This window comes from Coriobacterium glomerans PW2, from assembly GCF_000195315.1.
Classification (GTDB): domain Bacteria; phylum Actinomycetota; class Coriobacteriia; order Coriobacteriales; family Coriobacteriaceae; genus Coriobacterium; species Coriobacterium glomerans.
On sequence record NC_015389.1, the window covers coordinates 1,213,924 to 1,231,784 of the forward strand.

Annotated in this window: 15 protein-coding genes; 3 read left to right on the top strand and 12 right to left on the bottom strand. The window is 62.0% G+C overall.

All coding sequences use genetic code 11. The annotated features are described in order from the left end of the window. Positions 1–16: 16 nt before the first annotated feature. The 11 genes from plsX to CORGL_RS05430 form a co-directional block, all read right to left on the bottom strand. Positions 17–1,054 (bottom strand): phosphate acyltransferase PlsX, encoded by a 1,038-nt coding sequence (plsX, locus tag CORGL_RS05380; RefSeq protein WP_013708905.1) that lies wholly within the window; start codon positions 1,052–1,054, stop codon positions 17–19. A 78-nt stretch (positions 1,055–1,132) separates the two neighbouring features. Beyond that, entirely contained in the window at positions 1,133–1,312 is a 180-nt protein-coding gene (gene rpmF / locus CORGL_RS05385; RefSeq protein WP_013708906.1) for a 50S ribosomal protein L32, read from the bottom strand. Between the two features lie 132 nt (positions 1,313–1,444). Further along, positions 1,445–1,996 carry a YceD family protein gene (locus CORGL_RS05390; protein ID WP_013708907.1) on the bottom strand — a complete coding sequence of 184 codons (552 nt, stop codon included), beginning with the start codon at positions 1,994–1,996 and terminating at the stop codon, positions 1,445–1,447. 1 nt (position 1,997) lies between these two features. Further along, positions 1,998–2,498, bottom strand: coding sequence for an ATP synthase subunit B family protein (locus CORGL_RS05395; RefSeq protein ID WP_013708908.1), 501 nt, complete (start codon positions 2,496–2,498; stop codon positions 1,998–2,000). A 60-nt stretch (positions 2,499–2,558) separates the two neighbouring features. Continuing rightward, positions 2,559–3,056, bottom strand: a complete 498-nt coding sequence (gene coaD, locus CORGL_RS05400) for a pantetheine-phosphate adenylyltransferase (RefSeq protein WP_013708909.1) — start codon at positions 3,054–3,056, stop codon at positions 2,559–2,561. Continuing rightward, the gene (gene rsmD, locus CORGL_RS05405) at positions 3,049–3,660 is read right to left on the bottom strand and encodes a 16S rRNA (guanine(966)-N(2))-methyltransferase RsmD (protein ID WP_013708910.1); all 612 of its coding nucleotides are present in this window, start codon (positions 3,658–3,660) and stop codon (positions 3,049–3,051) included. The genes coaD and rsmD overlap by 8 nt, the downstream gene beginning before the upstream one ends. Next, positions 3,657–5,840, bottom strand: a complete 2,184-nt coding sequence (locus tag CORGL_RS05410; protein WP_013708911.1) for an ATP-dependent DNA helicase RecG — start codon at positions 5,838–5,840, stop codon at positions 3,657–3,659. Before CORGL_RS05410 ends, rsmD begins: the two co-directional genes overlap by 4 nt. Before the next feature lies 1 nt (position 5,841). After that, positions 5,842–7,509: a DAK2 domain-containing protein gene (locus CORGL_RS05415; protein WP_013708912.1), complete on the bottom strand. Its 1,668-nt coding sequence runs from the start codon at positions 7,507–7,509 to the stop codon at positions 5,842–5,844. A gap of 37 nt (positions 7,510–7,546) precedes the next feature. Continuing rightward, positions 7,547–7,900: an Asp23/Gls24 family envelope stress response protein gene (locus CORGL_RS05420; RefSeq protein WP_013708913.1), complete on the bottom strand. Its 354-nt coding sequence runs from the start codon at positions 7,898–7,900 to the stop codon at positions 7,547–7,549. A gap of 161 nt (positions 7,901–8,061) precedes the next feature. Continuing rightward, positions 8,062–9,873 carry an ABC transporter ATP-binding protein gene (locus CORGL_RS05425; protein WP_013708914.1) on the bottom strand — a complete coding sequence of 604 codons (1,812 nt, stop codon included), beginning with the start codon at positions 9,871–9,873 and terminating at the stop codon, positions 8,062–8,064. Then, positions 9,873–12,227: an ABC transporter ATP-binding protein gene (locus tag CORGL_RS05430; RefSeq protein ID WP_013708915.1), complete on the bottom strand. Its 2,355-nt coding sequence runs from the start codon at positions 12,225–12,227 to the stop codon at positions 9,873–9,875. Before CORGL_RS05430 ends, CORGL_RS05425 begins: the two co-directional genes overlap by 1 nt. A 381-nt stretch (positions 12,228–12,608) precedes the next feature. On the opposite strand from CORGL_RS05430, the gene rpmB reads away from it, so the two are divergent. From rpmB to CORGL_RS05445, 3 genes are all read left to right on the top strand, one after another. Beyond that, positions 12,609–12,797: a 50S ribosomal protein L28 gene (gene rpmB, locus CORGL_RS05435; protein ID WP_013708916.1), complete on the top strand. Its 189-nt coding sequence runs from the start codon at positions 12,609–12,611 to the stop codon at positions 12,795–12,797. Between the two features lie 425 nt (positions 12,798–13,222). Further along, positions 13,223–15,871, top strand: a complete 2,649-nt coding sequence (adhE, locus tag CORGL_RS05440) for a bifunctional acetaldehyde-CoA/alcohol dehydrogenase (protein WP_013708917.1) — start codon at positions 13,223–13,225, stop codon at positions 15,869–15,871. A gap of 82 nt (positions 15,872–15,953) precedes the next feature. After that, positions 15,954–16,724, top strand: a complete 771-nt coding sequence (locus CORGL_RS05445; protein WP_013708918.1) for a phosphotransferase family protein — start codon at positions 15,954–15,956, stop codon at positions 16,722–16,724. Between the two features lie 160 nt (positions 16,725–16,884). Here CORGL_RS05445 and CORGL_RS05450 read toward each other — a convergent pair whose 3' ends face one another. Continuing rightward, positions 16,885–17,613, bottom strand: a complete 729-nt coding sequence (locus tag CORGL_RS05450; protein WP_013708919.1) for a thiamine diphosphokinase — start codon at positions 17,611–17,613, stop codon at positions 16,885–16,887. Positions 17,614–17,861: the final 248 nt, after the last annotated feature.

Here is a 17,861-nt window from a genome sequence, read left to right on the forward strand (position 1 = left end):
TGCATTGGCAAAGCTGTCAGAGGCATTGTTCCCCGTCGGCTTGGCCTGAGTCGAGCGCCGTCGAAATGCTTTCGACCAAACCGGCGCGCACGGCCGACGCTGCGCTCAGCGTCCCGTTCATCACGGCTTCGCTCGAGGTCGCACCATGTCCGATGAGCACGACACCGCGCACACCGAGAAGCATGGCACCTCCTCTGGAGTCTCCGGACAACCGTTTTTTGAGATCATTGAGCGATCCCCTCATGACAAGACCGCAGATTCTGCCGCGCACCGAGCCCAGAAACGTCGACTTGAGCTCGTTCATGAGCAGCTTTGCCGATCCCTCCATCGCCTTGAGCGCGATATTGCCCGCGAATCCATCCGCCACGACGACATCATAGTCGCCCGACACGACGCCATCGCCCTCGCAATTGCCGACGAACCCCTCGATCTGATCGCGCAGCAGCGGAAAGCACGCTTTCGTGAACAAAGAGCCCTTCGAGTCCTCGGTCCCATTTGAAAGGAGCGCCACGCGCGGTGCGCGCACATCGAGAACCGCGCGCGCATATGCCGCGCCCATCTGGGCGAAGCGAACCATATCCGACGGCTCGACATCCGGGTTGGCACCCATATCGCAAAAGACGGTGAGCCCACCGGCGCGGTTTGGCAGCGCCGAGGTGATACAAGGCCGCACAGGCCGCAGCGCGCCCGCGCGCTCGTGACGAAGCGGCGTGACAAAGGCGGTTGCCGCAGCCGTGACGGCACCGGTCGAACCGGCGGAGAACAGTCCCTGGGCGTCGCCGCGCCTGAGCGCGCGGCAGCCGAGCACGATGGAGCTTCGCCTCTTCTTCATGACCGCGGAGATCGGATCGTCATCCATCGCGATCGCCTGCTCGGCGACGAGCGCGCGCACGCGCTGGCGTTTGTCGGCGAGGGGCACCACGATGCGCTCGGGCCCCGCCGCGAGCACCTCCAAGTGCTCATCGGCGGCGAGCGCGGCATCGATGCCGCGCAGCACGGGCTCGGGACCCTCATCGCCACCCATGACATCGACGCAGATCACAACGCTGCTCATTGCATACTCCCCCAGACGAGATGTGGCCGACTCTTCGAGCCGGCCACATGCATCCTCGAGCTGTTCGCGCATCTGGCGCTACTCGACGACGATGACCTCACGATCTTTGTAGAAGCCGCAGTTCGGGCAGACATGATGGGGAAGCTTCACGGCCCCGCAGCGCGGGCAGACAGAGCGTGCGGGCGCCTCGATCCTCATGTTTGCGGAGCGACGGCTATGAGTGGCCCCACGGCCCTTTTTTTGCTTGGGTACTGGCATGTCAACCTTCCTTATGACCTGACCTTCAGGTGCGATTACGCGCAAGTAGCGATGATAGCACAACCAATCAGCTGACAGCGACGAATATTTCGCGTTTCAGCGCTTGCTCATAGATCGCGGCGGAGATGCCGCTCACTCGATCTCGAGATCCCGCAGCGCCGCGAAGGGACTCTCCTCGCCGGATCGCGCGACATCGAATGAGTCTGTCATGCAATCGCAGGCGGCATGATTGAGGTTGCACCCGCACACCGGGCAAAGACCCGCGCAATCAGGGCTGCACAGCAGCGCGAAAGGGGTGTCCGTGATCACGGCATCCGACAGCGGGGCGGCGAGGTCGACGACGCGATCGGATCCGAGCAGTTCGAATCCATCCTCATAGCAGGTCGGATCATGCGGCTTCTCAAGAAGATAATACTCCTCGATGGCTCCGGCGATATCGATGCGCGCCACGTCGAGGCAGCGATCGCACACCCCCGCAGCACGGCCCCGGACCATACCCGTCAGCAGAATGCCATCGCCCGTATTCGTGAAAGCGACCTCGAATGAGAGCCCATCTTCGAGCTCGAGATGCCGCTCGCCCATATCGTAGCCAGAAGCCGCCGCATGACCGGAGAAGGTGAAGCTCTCGCCGGGACCTTCCGCTTTACCGGTGAGATCGATGAGAACGGGATCGATGAGAGCCATCCTACCAGGAACCGCCCTGCTGGCCGCCCGCACCCTCATTGAGCTGCTGGCGACAGCGGGCGACAGTGCTGGTGAGGCTCTTCAGATTCTCCTCCAGATGCGTGAACACCTGCTCGGCGTAATCTTCCGCGGCATAGCGCGTCTCCCGCTCGTACTGCTTGGCGCGGTCGTGAATATCATCCGACTCCTGCTGCGCGATGCGCACGATCTCCTGCTCGCCGGCGATCGTGAGCGCCTGCTGCTGAGCATCCGCGATGATCGAATCGGCCTGCGCGGCTGCAGAGGCCATGAGCTCGTCTCGCTCCTTCAGAATGCGACGAGATTTCTGCCATTCATCGGGGTAGCTCATCCGGATTTCATCGAGGATGTTGAAGAATACATCCGTCTCGATGATCTTGAACTGCGCGCTTTTCCCGAAAGGCGGTTTTGCCTCTTCGATAATCCCTTCAAGTTCATCGACTAAGCTCTCGATCCTCTCGCCAGGAAAGTTATCACCCGGCATCCGGTCTCCTTTCATCGGGTTCATTTAGAGGTCCATAGTACCACATACCCAAGTGTGCTCTCAGTTGAAGTGACGCTTCAGCGCTGCCACCACATTCGGGGGAACGAACTCGGACACATCCCTGCCCAGAGCGGCGATCTCGCGAACCACCGAGGAAGAGAGGTAGCCGTAGCGCGGGGTGCTCATCACAAAGATGGACTCGAGACGCGGATCCAAGCGATAGTTGAGGTCCGCCTGCTGCAGCTCGTATTCAAAATCCGTCATCGCGCGCAGACCCTTCACGACCGCATCGGCACCGACCTCCTGTGCGAAATCCACGAGCAGACCCATGAAGGGCCGGACCTGAACGCCTGGCATGTCGCGAAGAGCCTCCTTCGCCATAACAACACGTTCCTCGAGGGTAAACGTCGTGCCGCACCCGTTCTTCCCGAGGGAGGCGGCGACGGCCACCGTCACCCGCGAGCAGATGCGTCGCGCGCGGCGAATGACATCAAGATGCCCGTAGGTGATGGGGTCGAACGTCCCCGGTACGAGCACGTGCGAGAATATGCTATCCATATGACACCTCATCATCGAGACCGGCATCGCCTGCCGTCCAGCGCAACAGATCGACTGCGACCGCCCCATAGCGCTTTTCACGCAGCGTCACGAAATCGGGCGGCGGGGGCGCGGCGGGGGCGAAGGCGTGTTCGAACGATACCACGGCACCGGGCTTGAGAGAGCTCCGGTTGACGAGTGCGCGCAGAAGATCCCATGTCAGGTCCGGTCCCCTCAGATAGGGCGGGTCCGCGAGCACGAGATCGAACGGGGACCCGGGGACCTCGCCGCGCGCGGCGAGCGCGGGCGCGTCAGCGGACAGAACGCTCCAAACAGCAGGATCCGCTCCAAGCGAGGCAAGGTTCTTCCTGATGAGCGAAGCCGCCTGTCGATCGGAATCAACAAATGTCGCATGGGAGGCACCCCGTGAGAGCATCTCGATGCCAAGTGCTCCTGTCCCGCCGAAGGCATCCAGCACCCGCGCGCCGGCGATGCCGCCCTCAAGAGCCGCCTCGATCATCGACGCGCACGCCTCGCGCACGCGATCCTGAGTGGGACGCGTCACATCGCGCCCCACGGGCTCGATGAGACGCCTGCCCCGCCATCTTCCCCCTACGACCCTCATCCGCCGCTCACCTCCTTGAACACGTCGCCGTAGCGATCGATGACCTCGAGACGAAGCGGAACGGTCCGCGCGCTGCGCAAGCCCCCGGACGACCCGAGCAGCTCTATCGCATCGTCATGCGCCCACTCGATGAGGTCGGTGTCCGCATCGAAGTCAACATAGCGAAGGCTCACACCGCCATGCTGGCGAAGACCCAGGATCTCTCCCTCGTGCCTCAGCCTCAGATCCATCTCCGCCAGCGCGAATCCATCAGATGTGCGCTCGAGCGCGCGCAGGCGTACCCGAGCTTGCACGTTCAGCTTGCCGGCGGCCCGAGTGAGGATGAAGCAGGTGCCCGGAGTCGAGCCGCGGCCCACGCGACCGCGTAGCTGATGCAGGGTGGCCAAGCCGAAGCGCTCCCCGTTCTCGATGACCATGACGGTTGCGCCGCCGACGTCGACGCCGACCTCGACGACCGTTGTCGATACGAGCACATCGATCTCGCCCGAGCGGAACGCCGTGATGACGCGATCCTTCTCGCGCGGTGGCATTCGTCCGTGCAGCCGTGCGATCCGCGCGGTCCCCAAGACCTGTCTGAGACGCTCCGCCTCCTGCTCCACATTGCGAAGCGGTGCCGCCTGAGACGACCCGGAATCCCTTGCATCCTCGTCTTCGAAGACCTCCTCGAGGTCATCGCCTTGATCTGTCGGCTCGACGAGCGGACAGATGACATATGCCTGCTCCCCTCGCGCGATCGCGTCGCGAAGAGCACCGATCGCGATGTCTCGGCTCGACTCGCTGAGCACGCGCGTCGCCACGCCGGCGCCCGCGATCGGCCGATGCCGTATGACACTCGTGTCAAGGTCGCCAAAGACCGATAACGCCATCGTTCGCGGAATGGGCGTCGCAGTCATGACGAGCAGATCGGCGCCGATACCCTTCGCCCTCAACATGTTGCGCTGATTCACGCCGAAGCGATGCTGCTCATCGATCACGACGAGCGAGAGGTGGCGGAAGCAGACATCTTCTCCGAGCACGGCATGGGTTCCGAAGAGCACGCAGAGTTTTCCGTCGGCAAGGCGCGAGACGATGTCAGCGCGCTCAGCCGGCGTCGTCGAGCCGGTGAGCAGCGCCCAGGTGACACCGGCCTTGTCGAGTATGGATCCGCACCGCGCAGCGTGCTGCTCGGCGAGCACGCCGGTCGGGGCCATGACGCACGCCTGCGTCTCAGTGTCTGCGACGCAGGCGAGGCCGATGCAGGCGACCGCCGTCTTTCCGGTTCCGACATCACCCAGAAGCAGACGATTCATGATGCGATCGGGATCGGCCATGTCCCGCAGGATCTCATCGGACGCGCGCTGCTGCTCATCGGTCAGCTGAAACGGCAGAGATTCGCGAAGCGCGCGCACGTGAGAGGCGACGAGATGCGCCGATGGACGCACGCCCAGCAGATTCGCATCGTTGCGCAGCCTCAGGGCTAGCTGCAGAATCAGGATCTCGTCGTAAGCGAGACGACGTCGAGCGGCATCCCGCTCGACGAACGAAACCGGGAAGTGAATGGCGCGCATGGCGCGCGCGGCGCTCATGAGACCATGCCGCGCCCGAAGATCCGCCGGTATCGCGTCGGCGAAGGAACCCAGACGCCCGAGCGCGACCGAGATAATGCGCCGCATCCATGCCGTTGACAGACCTTCGCTCACCTTGTGCACCGGAAGGATCGACCCTGTCGTGGCAGCCGGATCGAGACGCTCATAATGGGGAGATGTCATCTGCTTGAACCCGTAGGCGAATTCGATTTTGCCAAGGACTGCGAGCCGGTCCCCGATCGCGATCTGTCGAGCGATCCACGGCTGTTTGAAGAACGCGACCTGAAGCACCCCGGTAGCATCCACCAGCGATATCTCGGTCACGCTCAAGCGCGGTCTCGGCCTGCGTTCGACCACGCGATCGACGCGTGCAACAATGGTCGATACCTCTCCGATCGGAGCGCTCTCGATATCATGCGCATGTGAAAAATCAAGATAGCGATATGGAATGCGGGAGAGCAGATCGCCCACCCGCTCGATACCGAGTCTCCTCAGTGCCTGCTCGCGCGCCCCCGAGACATACAGAAGCCGCGAGATATCCTCACGCCATGTGCTCGAGTGCGCGATGCGCGCGCTCGACGGCGGCACGAGAAAATCGCATGTCGCCTCCGACATGCTACTCTATTGAGAAGATAACGGGATACAGGGGCTGCTCTCCTCGGTGCGCATCGATCTCGAGGTCGGGATGCGCCTGAGACAGAGCGGCCAAGATATCGGCGAATGCGTCATCGGATAGCTCCTCGCCCGCCAAAATGGTGAGCGAATCTCCCTCGTCGCTGGCTTGCATGCGCTTCACGCACTCGAGGGTGACCGATTTGACATCGGCTCCGACGACATCAATCGAGCCGGAGATGATACCCATGACATCACCAGTGCGAATCGGAGACCCGTCCGCAGCCGCGGAATCGCGCACCGCGCGGGTGATCTCCCCATCGCGAACCTCGATCACAGCATCGGTCATGGACGCGACCGCCTCATCGAGCGTGGCATCTGGAAGCACCGCGAACAGCGCGGAAAAAGCCTGCGGCACGGTCTTTGTCGGAACGACGACTACGCGACGATCTCCGGCAGCGGTCGCGGCAGCTTCGGCAGCCATCAGAATGTTGCTGTTATTCGGCAGGATGATCACCGATTCAGCGTCAACGCGCGAGACCGCCTCGAGCAGATCCGCAGTGGACGGGTTCATTGTCTGACCCCCAGACACCACGACGTCGACACCGAGTGACGTCAGAATGTCCGCCTCACCGGACCCGGCAGCAACCGCCACGAAACCGATCGGCTTGGGCGCACCGGGTCGGGCGGCTTGAGTCTCTGCGCGAATCTTCGCTCGGCGCTCAGCAGCCTCGATGTCCATGTTGTGTATGAACACCTCAAACACCTGACCGAGTTCAAGCATATGCGCGATCACGCGATCGGGGATGTTCGAGTGGACATGGATCTTATAAGTCGGATAGGAGCCGACCAGCAACTCGCAGTCACCCATCGTCGAGAGGAAGTCGAGTACCTCCTCCTCATCGATAGGGGCTTCGGCCTTGAAGAGGAACTCGTTGCAATAGCGATACCGCGAGCCCTCCCAGTCGTCGATCGCCTCGATCTCAACGCGACCGAGAGCGTCAAGACGGGAGTTGGAGGCATCAGTGGAAAACGTCGCGGAGAAGTCCTCGACCGCTGAGGAGCGACCGAGCGCAGAGGACACGAAGCTCTCGAGAAAAATCGCGAATCCGAATGCACCGGAGTCCACGACACCATTGTCCTTCAGCACGGGAAGCAGATCGGGGGTGCGCGCAACGGAGCGATATGCCTCGGCGACGATGGCATCGAGCGCCTCCGCGACCGAGTCGTGCGCCTTCTCGCAGGCATCAGCCCTGGCTGAGATGTCACGCAGAACCGTCAGAATCGTCCCCTCGACTGGTTTGCGCACCGCCTTGAAGGCCACCTTCACAGATCGCCGCAGCGCAGAGGCGATGTCCTGAGTGCTGACCGGATCGGAGGCGGCACCGAGTCCCTCGGCTACACCGCGCAGAATCTGGGAGGTGATGACACCGGAGTTGCCACGTGCACCCATGAGCGAGCCATGCGTGATCGCCTCGGCGATCTGCGGCATACCGGCATCAGCGGGCAGCTCACCGAGCTCTCGTACAACCGAAGCGAGCGTGAGGGACATATTCGTCCCGGTGTCGCCGTCTGGAACCGGAAACACGTTGAGCTTGTTGATCTCATCGGCGCGCTGTGAAACCGCGCGCGCGGCAAGTGGAAAGCAGGTTCGTATGGTTTGCGCAATCATCAGGATATGTCTCCGTACTTCCGTTTCCGATCCGGCATTAGATGCGGCTCTTCAGAGCCTCGATATGTATGACGATCCTCAGGTTTGCCGGATCGATCTGGGCGATCTCCTCAAGCGCGAACGTCACGGCGCTTGAGAGATTCTCGGACACCGATCTCATGTTGACATCCTGCTCGAGCACCACGTGCAGATCGACCTCTATACCGCCCTCATCGGTCGAGACGAGCACGCCCTTGCGAAGCCGCTGCCCGGCTAGCAGGCGCACGGACTCCGTGCCTTGAAGTTGCTCGGACATCCCCACCACGCCGTAGCACGACAGGGCGGCGTAACCGGCGATATCGGCGATGACGTCGTTTGAGACGCTGAGTGTTCCTGGAATTTGCTCAGTCACGGAAATCTCCTTTCAAGATGCTTTTCAAGCATCGGATCGCGAGGGCGATCCCTACGTATCTTACTACGAGCTCGTCTCGCGCGGGCCAACAACTCCGGGTCCACAGCTACCTCTGATCCCATGCAGGAATCGCCCAGCCGGCCGGACCGGCGCGGTGTCATCTATACAGCGGCCTTGAACTGGGAATTGTAAAGCTCCGCATAGAACCCGCCCTTCGAGAGCAGCTCGGTGTGCGTGCCGCGCTCCACGATATCGCCGTCACGGAGCACGAGAATGGTGTTCGCCTCGCGAATCGTCGAGAGCCGATGCGCGATCACGAAGCTGGTGCGACCACGCATGAGGTTGTCCATCGCGCGTTGGATTCGCTCCTCGGTGCGCGTGTCCACGTTCGAGGTCGCCTCATCGAGGATCAGGATCGGGCGATCCGCGAGAACGGCGCGGGCGATCGTCAGAAGCTGCTTCTGACCCTGCGAGACATTGGACGCCTCCTCGTTGAGCTCGAATTCGTAGCCGCCCGGAAGCGTGCGGATGAAGTGGTCGGCGAAGGCAGCCGCCGCAGCGCGCTCGACCTCCTCATCGGTAGCGTCGGCCTTGCCGTAGCGGATGTTATCCCGCACAGATCCCTTGAACAACCACGTGTCCTGCAGCACCATGGCGAAGTTGCGCCGCAGATCACTCCGAGCGTAGTCGCGCACATCAACGCCGTTCACGAGGATGCGTCCGTCGTCCACATCATAGAAGCGCATGAGCAGTTTCATGAGCGTGGACTTGCCCGCCCCGGTTGGACCCACGATCGCGACAGTCGAGGCGGGGGGCACGTCGCAGCTGAAGTCATGGATGATGGTCTTGTCGGGCACATAACCGAAGCGCACGTGCTCGAATCTGACGGAGCCATCGCTTGAAACGCGCTCAGGGGTCGTCGCGTCGGCGCCCTCCTCGCGCTCTGCCAGAAACTCGAATACGCGCTCGGCCGCGGCAGACATCATCTGGAGCATATTGGAGACCTGAGACAGCTGCGTTATGGGCCACGTGAAATTGCGGACGTATTGCATGAACGCCTGCACGTCGCCGATCCTGATCGAGCCCGCGATCGTCAGGAGCGCGCCCACGACGACGACGCCCACGTAACCCAGATTCGCGATGGTGTTCGTGATGGGCTGGATGAGACCCGAGAGGAACTGCGAGCGCGCACCGGAGATATAGAGTCTGTCGTTCACATCGTTGAACTCGGAGACGGCGCGGCGCTCGCGGTTGAACACCTGGATGACCGTCTGCCCGGAGAAACTCTCCTCTATGATGCCATCAGCCTCGCCCAGAAAGGTCTGCTGACGGCGGAAGTAGCGCTGGGAGGCGCGAACGATGAGAACCACCATGATCAGCGAGAGCGGCACCGTGAGAAATGTCACGCCCGCCAGCGTCACCGAGAGCAGAAGCATCTGGATCGCCACGCCTGCGATCTGCGCAATCGAGGTGATGAGCTGCGTCACGCTCTGATTGAGCGATTGCCCGAGGGTGTCGACATCATTTGTCACCCGTGAGAGCACGTCGCCGACGGCATGCGTCTCGAAGTAACCGAGCGGCATGCGGCCGATCTTCTCGACGATCTGACGACGCAGTCGATAGCATACGCGCTGCGTGATGCCAGCCATGAGCCAGCCCTGCACGAGATTCAAAAACGATGAACCGAGATATATGGTCAGCGCGATACCCAGTATGTGCCCCACATTTGAAAAATCGACGTCCCCGGTGCCAGCGACCTTGGCGCTGATCCCCTCGAACAGCGCGGTCGTGGCGTTGCCGAGCACGCGGGGACCCATGACGTTGAACGCCACGGACAGGATCGCGGAGACCACGGCCACGATGAGCCTCGATCGCTCTTCTGCGATATAGTGGAAGAGCTTGATCAATGTGCCTCGGAAGTCGCGCGCCTTCTCGGTCGCCGGGACGCCGCGCATACCCATGGGTGCCGCCATCAGCGCTCACCTCCCCTCGAGGATGCGTCTCGTCCGTCAGCGTGACGCTCTTTCTCCGATCCTGCCGAGACGCTCGCATCCTCTTCGAGACCGAGCTCCTCGCAGGAAAGCTGGCTTCTGGCGATCTCCAGGTACTCCCTGCTCGTTCGCAGCAGCTCCTCATGGGTTCCGGCGGCCACCGCGCGCCCGTCGTCGATGACGATGATCTCGTCGGCGTGCATGATCGTGGCGATGCGCTGCGCCACGATGACGACCGTGGTGCCTCGCACCTCCTTGGCGAGCGCATCGCGCAGATTCGAATCGGTTCGATAGTCGAGCGCGGAGAACGCGTCATCGAACACGAGGATCTTGGGACGTGTCGCCAGAGCGCGCGCGATGGCGAGACGCTGGCGCTGGCCACCGGAGACGTTGCTGCCCCCCTGAGCGATCATGCTGCCGAATCCCTCGGACTTCGCCTCGATGAAGTCGCACGCCTGGGCGACCCGCGCTGCGCGCTCCATGTTCTCATCTGACATCGAAGGGTCTCCGTATTTGATGTTGTCCTTGATGTCGCCAGAGAACAGCACCGCGTGCTGGGGCACGAACCCGATAAGCGAGCGCAGCTTCCTGAGGCCTATATGGCGCACATCGCGTCCATCGATTTTGACCGAGCCTCCCGTGACATCATACAAGCGGGGAATGAGCTGCACGAGCGTTGACTTGCCCACGCCGGTCGAGCCGATGATCCCGAGCGTCCGACCGGGCTTCACCTCGAAGCTCACGTGCGCGATCGTGGGATCAGGAGCCCCCGGATAGGTGAATGTGACGTCATCGAAAACGAGATCGCCGGACCATTCGCCCCCCTCGGCCGGCGTGTCGATCGCCTCGCCGCGAGCCTCGGGATCGTCGATGCTCGGATGCGTGTTCAGCACCTCGATCACTCGCGCGGCGGCCACGTCGGCGCGGGGCAGCATGACGGAGATCATCGTGAGGATCATGAAGGACATGATCACCTGTATGGTGTAGTTCATATACGCCATGAGCGAGCCGACCTGAAGCGTCCCGGAGGCTACGCCATGGCCGCCGAACCACACGATCGCAACCGACGTGACGTTCATGATGAGCATCATGCACGGAAGCATGAACGACATGGCGCGATTCGTGAATATATAGGTAGATGTGAGCTCGGAGTTGACGTGATCGTAGCGCTCCTCCTCATATCGCGTGCGTCCGAACGCTCTGACGGGCATGATTCCGGTGATGATCTCACGCGCCACGAGATTGTTCCTGTCGACGAATATCTGCATCTTGCGAAACCGAGGCAGGGTGAGACCCATGAGCACGCCGACCACGACCGCGATGACGCACACGGCCGCGACCACGATCCACTGCATGCCCGTATCCCCATAGGAGATGACCCGCCACACGGCGCCGACTCCCATGCACGGAGCGAACAAGACGATGCGAAGACACATGACGAGCACCGTTTGGATCTGCTGGATATCGTTGGTCCCGCGCGTGGTGAGCGAAGCCACGGAGAACCTCGACATCTCCTGCGGAGAGAACGCCAGAACGCGCTCGTAGAGATCGTGCCTCAGATCTCGCGCGACGAGTGCCGCGGTGCGCGACGCGTTGAAGACCGCTCCGATGGCGCATGCTGCTCCCACGAGGGTGAAACCGAGCATGATCGCGCCCTCGTGCACCAGATAGTCGGTCTGCACCTGAGAAAGATCGGTGCCGATGCTCCTGTAGACGCCCTTCACGAACTCCACCGCGCGCAGACCGATGACCGTGTCGGCGTTGTCGCCCAGACTCCTCACGAGAGCCGAGCGCGCGCCGACGAGCTGATCTTTCGATATCGCGCCGGCTTGAACGAGCTTGCGCAGCGAGTCGGTGGTGACGGTATCACCGAGACTCGCTTCAAGCCCTTGGGATAGCTGCCGCTCGGCGCCGGACGCGCCCGGAGCGCGCGCCGCGCGCTGGTCTCGCGCTGCGTACTTCATGAACTGTTTCGTTGGTATCCCCTGATCAAACTGGTAGGTGAGCATCTCCGCCTCGCCCAGAGCGCCCTCGATGGCAGCGCGATCTGCATCTGAGCCGATAACGTCGCGAACACCTTTATCGTCCTTTGGACCATAGAGATCCTCGACGCTGCGCATCTCCTCGGGAGACAGGAAGAGCTCGACGTTCTCAAGCGCTCCCTGCGCGATGCGATCGGGCACCGCGCTGGCTATGCCGCCGCGCGTGATGCCGACATCGACGATGTCGCTCATCAGCGTCGGCAGGGTGAGCTCGCAGTTCGCCTGTATGAACAGAAGCACCACGGCAATGAGCAGACTCACTTTATGGTGCCTGAGAAAAGTGAAGGTTCTCAAAAGATCTCCTCTTCGATCTCGCCGCATTCGATTGCGTTGCCACACCATTTTGCCCGTCGCGCGACCAGTTGTGGTCGTCGCGACGAAACGGGCGCGAAGTCTCATAGTTATTTCGCAATAATTCCTCGGTTCATGAAGGTCGCGCGCGCAGGACCGCAGCTGTTTGCATATCGGCGATCGACGCCAGGGTGAAGCGCGCGTCGGGAGAACGTCGACGGCCGCGCTCTCTGCCATCGGCACATCGAACGGCTCGGTCGCACATGACGGACGCTGGGCGCGGTATGTGCCTCTCTATGAAGATTGCATACGATTTCGCCTATCTATGCTATAGTTCCTATCTGTTTCTTGCGGTACACCAGACCGCCCGAGGAGGGTCCCGTCATGTCAAAAGTATGCGAAATCTGCGGTAAGCATCCGGTCGCCGGTCGCTCGATCAGCCACTCGCACCGCGTCACCAATCGTAAGTTCCGACCGAATATCCAGCGCGTGCACGTTGTCATGGACGGCCACCGGCGCAAGATGAACGTCTGCACGAGTTGCCTGAAGTCTGGCAAGGTGGCTCGCTCCTAGCGCCGTGCGGCTCGGGTGATACGAGTTCGCATATCCTGCGCAAACAGATCCGCATGATCGAGTCAGCGCCCTTCGGGGCGCTTTTTTCGTGCGCCGATCTCGTCTGAGGCAAATTCCGCCGAGGGCGTTTCGAACCCGAGACCGATTTACGCGCGCGCCGACACCCAGCCGACCTCGTATTGAATGATGCGGGGCTTGGCGCGTTGCGATTTCATCCTTCCGCTGCTGCCAGATATGTTCCTCGAGCGACCACCCGGTCATCTGATGATACGAAAAGCAGGCGATTCCCCCTTTACCGTAAATTGAAACGCTACAAATATTTGAAGCGTTTAAATACGCCGTTCACGAAATATCCGTACCGTTTCGCGACGAGACTTGCTATGATTTCCCCGGAAGGGTAGGTCACCATTCATGAGGAGAGACACATGGTGAAAAAGAAGCCTTCGGCAACCACTGCCCCTGAACTTGTAGATTCGGTCGAATCCCTTGAGGCGAAACTCGCGTCGATGCGCGAGGCCCAAGGGATTTTTTCAACCTTTTCACAAGATCAGGTGGACAAGATCTTCTACGAGGCGGCGATGGCGGCCAACAAGGCACGCATCCCGCTCGCGCGACTCGCTGTCGAGGAGACGGGCCGCGGCGTGCTCGAGGACAAGGTCATCAAGAATCATTACGCGGCGGAGTACATCTACAACGCCTACAAGAGGACCAAGACGTGCGGCGTCATCGAGCGCGACGACGCCTACGGCATCACGAAGGTCGCCGAGCCCGTCGGCATCGTCGGAGCGGTCATCCCGACGACGAACCCGACGTCCACCGCGATCTTCAAGTGCCTCATCTGCCTGAAGACGAGAAACGCCATCATCATCAGCCCGCATCCGGCCGCTGCCCGATGCACCATCGCCGCAGCGAGAATCGTCTTGGAGGCGGCGGTCGCCGCCGGCGCGCCCGAGGGCATCATCGGCTGGGTGGACGTGCCGTCCCTGGAGCTCACCAACAAGGTCATGGCAGATGTCGACACGATTCTGGCGACCGGAGGCCCCGGCATGGTCAAAGCCGCCTACTCGAGCGGCAAGCCCGCCTTGGGTGTCGGCGCGGGCAACACGCCGGTCGTCATCGATGACACGGCAGACATCAAGCTCGCCGTCAGCTCGATCATCCTGTCCAAGACGTTCGACAACGGCATGATCTGCGCCTCCGAGCAGTCCGTCACCGTTCTCGACCCGATCTACGACGAGGTCAGATCCGAGTTCGAGCGCCGGGGCTGCTACTTCGTCAAAACCGGAACCGAGCTCGAGAGCCTGCGCGGCGCCATGTTCAAGAACGGCGCCCTCGATCATCGCATCCCGGGAATGCCCGCGTCCGACATCGCGGCGCTGGCCGGCATCACCGTTCCCGCCAAGACCAAGATCCTGATCGCCGAGATCACCTCCACCGACGCGGCCACCGAGGAGTTCAGCCACGAGAAGCTCTCACCGGTCCTCGCGATGTATCACGCCGCGAGCTACGACGAGGCGCTCGACAAGGCCGAGACGCTCGTGCTCGCCGGCGGCCCCGGCCACACCGCCTCGCTGTACGTCCATCCCGCGGCGAGCGAGAAGATCGAACAATTCCAATCCAAGATGAAGGCCTGCCGCATCGTCATCAACACGCCCTCCTCGCAAGGCGGCATCGGCGACCTGTACAACTTTGGTCTGACACCCTCCCTTACGCTGGGCTGCGGCTCGTGGGGGGGCAACTCCATTTCCGAGAACGTGGGGGTGAAGCACTTGCTCAACATCAAGACCGTGGCGGAGCGCCGCGAGAACATGCTGTGGTTCCGCGCGCCGGAGAAGGTGTACTTCAAAAAAGGGAGCACGCCGGTCGCCCTCGACGAGCTCGGCTGCGTCATGGGCAAGAAGCGCGCGTTCATCGTCACCGACCAGTTCCTCTTCAAGAACGGCAACACCCGCGCCATCGAGGCGAAGCTCGACAGCATGGGCATCGCGCACGACTGCTTCTACGATGTGGAGCCCGACCCGACGCTTCAGTGCGTGCGACGCGGCGCGAAGCAGATGAGCCTGTTCGACCCGGATGTCATCATCGCCGTCGGCGGCGGCTCGGCCATGGATGCCGCCAAGATCATGTGGGTTCTCTTCGAGCACCCGGATGCGAACTTCGAGGACATGGCCATGGACTTCATGGACATCCGCAAGCGCGTCTACACCTTCCCCGAGATGGGCAAGAAAGCCTACTTCGTCGCCGTGCCCACAAGCTCGGGCACAGGTTCGGAGGCCACGCCGTTCGCGATCATCACAGACGCCGAGACCGGCATCAAATGGCCGCTGGCCGACTACGCCCTTCTGCCCAACATGGCCATCGTCGACGTCGACAACGCCATGACGGCGCCGCGCGGCCTCACCGCTGCCTCCGGCATCGACGTCATGACCCACGCGATCGAGTCCTACGTCTCGATCATGGCTTCCGATTACACGCAGGGCTTCTCGATGCGCGCCGCAAAGCTCGTCTTCGACAACCTGCCGGCTGCCTTCGAGAAGGGCGCCGCCGACCCGCATGCTCGCGAGGAGATGCACAACGCCTCGTGCATGGCGGGCATGGCCTTCGCCAACGCGTTTCTGGGCCTCAACCACTCCATGGCCCACAAACTCGGCGCGTTCCACCACCTGCCCCACGGTATCGCCAACGCCGTCATCCTGACGCGCGTCATGCGCTACAATGCCACCGAGGCCCCGGTCAAGATGGGGACGTTCTCTCAGTACCCCTACCCCAACGCTCGAGCGGCCTACGCCGAGCTGGGACGATTCTGCGGGGTGTGCGGCAAAGACGATGAGGAGGTCTTCGAGAATTTCGTGAACAGGCTCGAGGAGCTCAAGGATCTCATCGGCGTCAAGAAGACGATCGCCGAGTACGGCGTGGACGAGAAGCATTTCCTCGACACGCTCGATGATATGGTCGAGCAGGCGTTCAACGACCAGTGCACCGGCGCGAATCCACGTTATCCGCTCATGAGCGAGATCAAGGAGCTGTTCCTCGACGCCTACTACGGGCGCGAACCCCAGTCCTACGGGGTCTGATAGAAGGTGAAGTCGTCGGGGTCCGCGTGTCGGGCCCCGACTTGCATGGAACGGACGGATCCATCAGAAGGGAATGAGGCGTATGATTCTTCCGAAAAACAAGACGGAGCTCGCACACCGCGGCAACAAGATCGTCTATGATCTCGGCGACCGGATCGTCAAGGTCTTCAACGAGACCAAACCCGTCTCGGATGTCTTCAATGAGGCGCTCACGCTTGCGCGCATCAACGAGGCGGGTATCCCCTCGCCCAGGGCGCTCGAGGTCGCGCAGATCGAGAGCGACGATTTCGGCTGGGCGCTCGTGACGAGCAAGGTCCCCGGTGTCACGCTCGAAAGCAAGATCGATGCCGAGCCCCAGCGCTTCGGCGAGTTCCTCGAAGCGTTCATCGATCTTCAGATCGATATCCACGCCCACACCGCCCCGCTGCTCAACCGTCAGCGCGACAAGTACACCCGCATGATCGACTCCCTCGATCAGATCGATGCGACGACGCGCTACAATCTGCTCGAGCGCCTCGACGGGATGAAGAAGGAGTTCAAGGTCTGTCACGGTGACTTCAACCCCTCCAATGTCATCGTCAGCGATGACGAGACGCTGTCGGTATGCGATTGGGCCCATGCCACACAGGGTTCCCCCGCAGCCGATGTCGCGATGACCTACTTGCTGTTCTCCTTGAACAGCAAGGAGCAGGCCGACATGTACCTCGACCTGTACAGCGAGCGGCGCGGGGCGCCCATGCAAGGAGCCGTTCGCCAGTGGCTGCCGATAATCGCCGCCTCCGAACTCGCCCGCAAGCGCTCCATCGATGAGCGGTTCCTCATGGGATGGATCGACGTGTTCGACTACCAGTAGACGGTCGAGCGCGCTTCGAGCAAGCTGTTCGCTTGCATAATCAGCTCTCCTTCGCTCCCGGTGGCGCCAACGTGGCGCCACCGGGATTCTGTTGACGCGCACCATCGTCGCCGCGCGTCCGCGCTTGCGGCGAAGGACGTGGTCAGCAGGGTCGCGAGTCTCATGCAGGTCCGGCATGCATGCATGCCGAAGATCCTCTTGCGGTCTCAGGGCTGAAGGCCCAAGCGATGAGTGAGCCATCATGACAGATGATCGAGGCGTCGTCGCACTCGATCACATTCGATATCCCCAGATCGCTGAGCAGCCCGACGCGCGAGCGATCGAGTTTCCAGCGCATGCCCGAAAGCGAGACGGTCGCGCAATCCGAGATGGGAATGAAGGAGAAGCGCTGCTCGGTGGCGCACCTCAGACGCCATCGGTCGCCTCCGTGCAGAATCCGACCGCAAAATGCGTCCTCGACGAGCTCGATGTGCCCGCCTCGACTTTTAAGGCGTCCGAGCACGCCGAGCAGGTGATCGGGTGATCCGCCGAAGCAGCAGGTCGCGATTATCGATGCATCCGGCCAGCGCGCGTCGATGGCGCGCAGCGCGCCCGCCAAGTCGGTGAAATCCTTATGCGGATCATAGCGCTCAACCAACATGGGATCGGCCGCAGTCGAATGCGCCTCGGCGGCCCGCAACAGGGTCGCTCCCCGCGCGCTGATAGAATCAAGATCCCCGCAAAACAGGTCGCAGCCCGTATCGGCCCTGAGCGCGGTGTCGTATCCGCGGTCCACCGCGACGACGACATCGCAGCGGCTGCGCAGCTCTGCTACGCGCGCCGGTGTCATCGGGCACGGCGAACCGCCGATGAGCAGCACGCGCGTCGACTCGGATTTTCTGAAGCCCATAGCCAGATCCTTCCTCGGTTGTCGCGGAGTACCTATTATCCCCGATATGATGATGCGACGCCGCATTGCGCTGAATCCGCGCTTCCCCCTCGCGACAGACGGGAAACGCCACGCCCACGAGCCGATTGTTACCGTCTCCCCCCTTCGAGGATGGACAAAGCGCCTCCCATGGTATTCTTATGGCGGTCACAGGTTCCATATACGCCACACGCGTCTCAGGAACGAAAAGGATTATCCCCTGTCGATGT

What these genes read in the sequence shown, in the direction of transcription:
- adhE (WP_013708917.1), top strand. Translation starts at nt 13,223, where the DNA reads ATGGTGAAAAAGAAGCCTTCGGCAACCACTGCCCCTGAACTTGTAGAT.
- CORGL_RS05390 (WP_013708907.1), bottom strand. Translation starts at nt 1,996, where the DNA reads ATGGCTCTCATCGATCCCGTTCTCATCGATCTCACCGGTAAAGCGGAA.
- rsmD (WP_013708910.1), bottom strand. Translation starts at nt 3,660, where the DNA reads ATGAGGGTCGTAGGGGGAAGATGGCGGGGCAGGCGTCTCATCGAGCCC.
- CORGL_RS05450 (WP_013708919.1), bottom strand. Translation starts at nt 17,613, where the DNA reads ATGGGCTTCAGAAAATCCGAGTCGACGCGCGTGCTGCTCATCGGCGGT.
- CORGL_RS05410 (WP_013708911.1), bottom strand. Translation starts at nt 5,840, where the DNA reads ATGTCGGAGGCGACATGCGATTTTCTCGTGCCGCCGTCGAGCGCGCGC.
- rpmF (WP_013708906.1), bottom strand. Translation starts at nt 1,312, where the DNA reads ATGCCAGTACCCAAGCAAAAAAAGGGCCGTGGGGCCACTCATAGCCGT.
- CORGL_RS05395 (WP_013708908.1), bottom strand. Translation starts at nt 2,498, where the DNA reads ATGCCGGGTGATAACTTTCCTGGCGAGAGGATCGAGAGCTTAGTCGAT.
- CORGL_RS05425 (WP_013708914.1), bottom strand. Translation starts at nt 9,873, where the DNA reads ATGGCGGCACCCATGGGTATGCGCGGCGTCCCGGCGACCGAGAAGGCG.
- rpmB (WP_013708916.1), top strand. Translation starts at nt 12,609, where the DNA reads ATGTCAAAAGTATGCGAAATCTGCGGTAAGCATCCGGTCGCCGGTCGC.
- coaD (WP_013708909.1), bottom strand. Translation starts at nt 3,056, where the DNA reads ATGGATAGCATATTCTCGCACGTGCTCGTACCGGGGACGTTCGACCCC.
- CORGL_RS05445 (WP_013708918.1), top strand. Translation starts at nt 15,954, where the DNA reads ATGATTCTTCCGAAAAACAAGACGGAGCTCGCACACCGCGGCAACAAG.
- CORGL_RS05415 (WP_013708912.1), bottom strand. Translation starts at nt 7,509, where the DNA reads ATGATTGCGCAAACCATACGAACCTGCTTTCCACTTGCCGCGCGCGCG.
- plsX (WP_013708905.1), bottom strand. Translation starts at nt 1,054, where the DNA reads ATGAGCAGCGTTGTGATCTGCGTCGATGTCATGGGTGGCGATGAGGGT.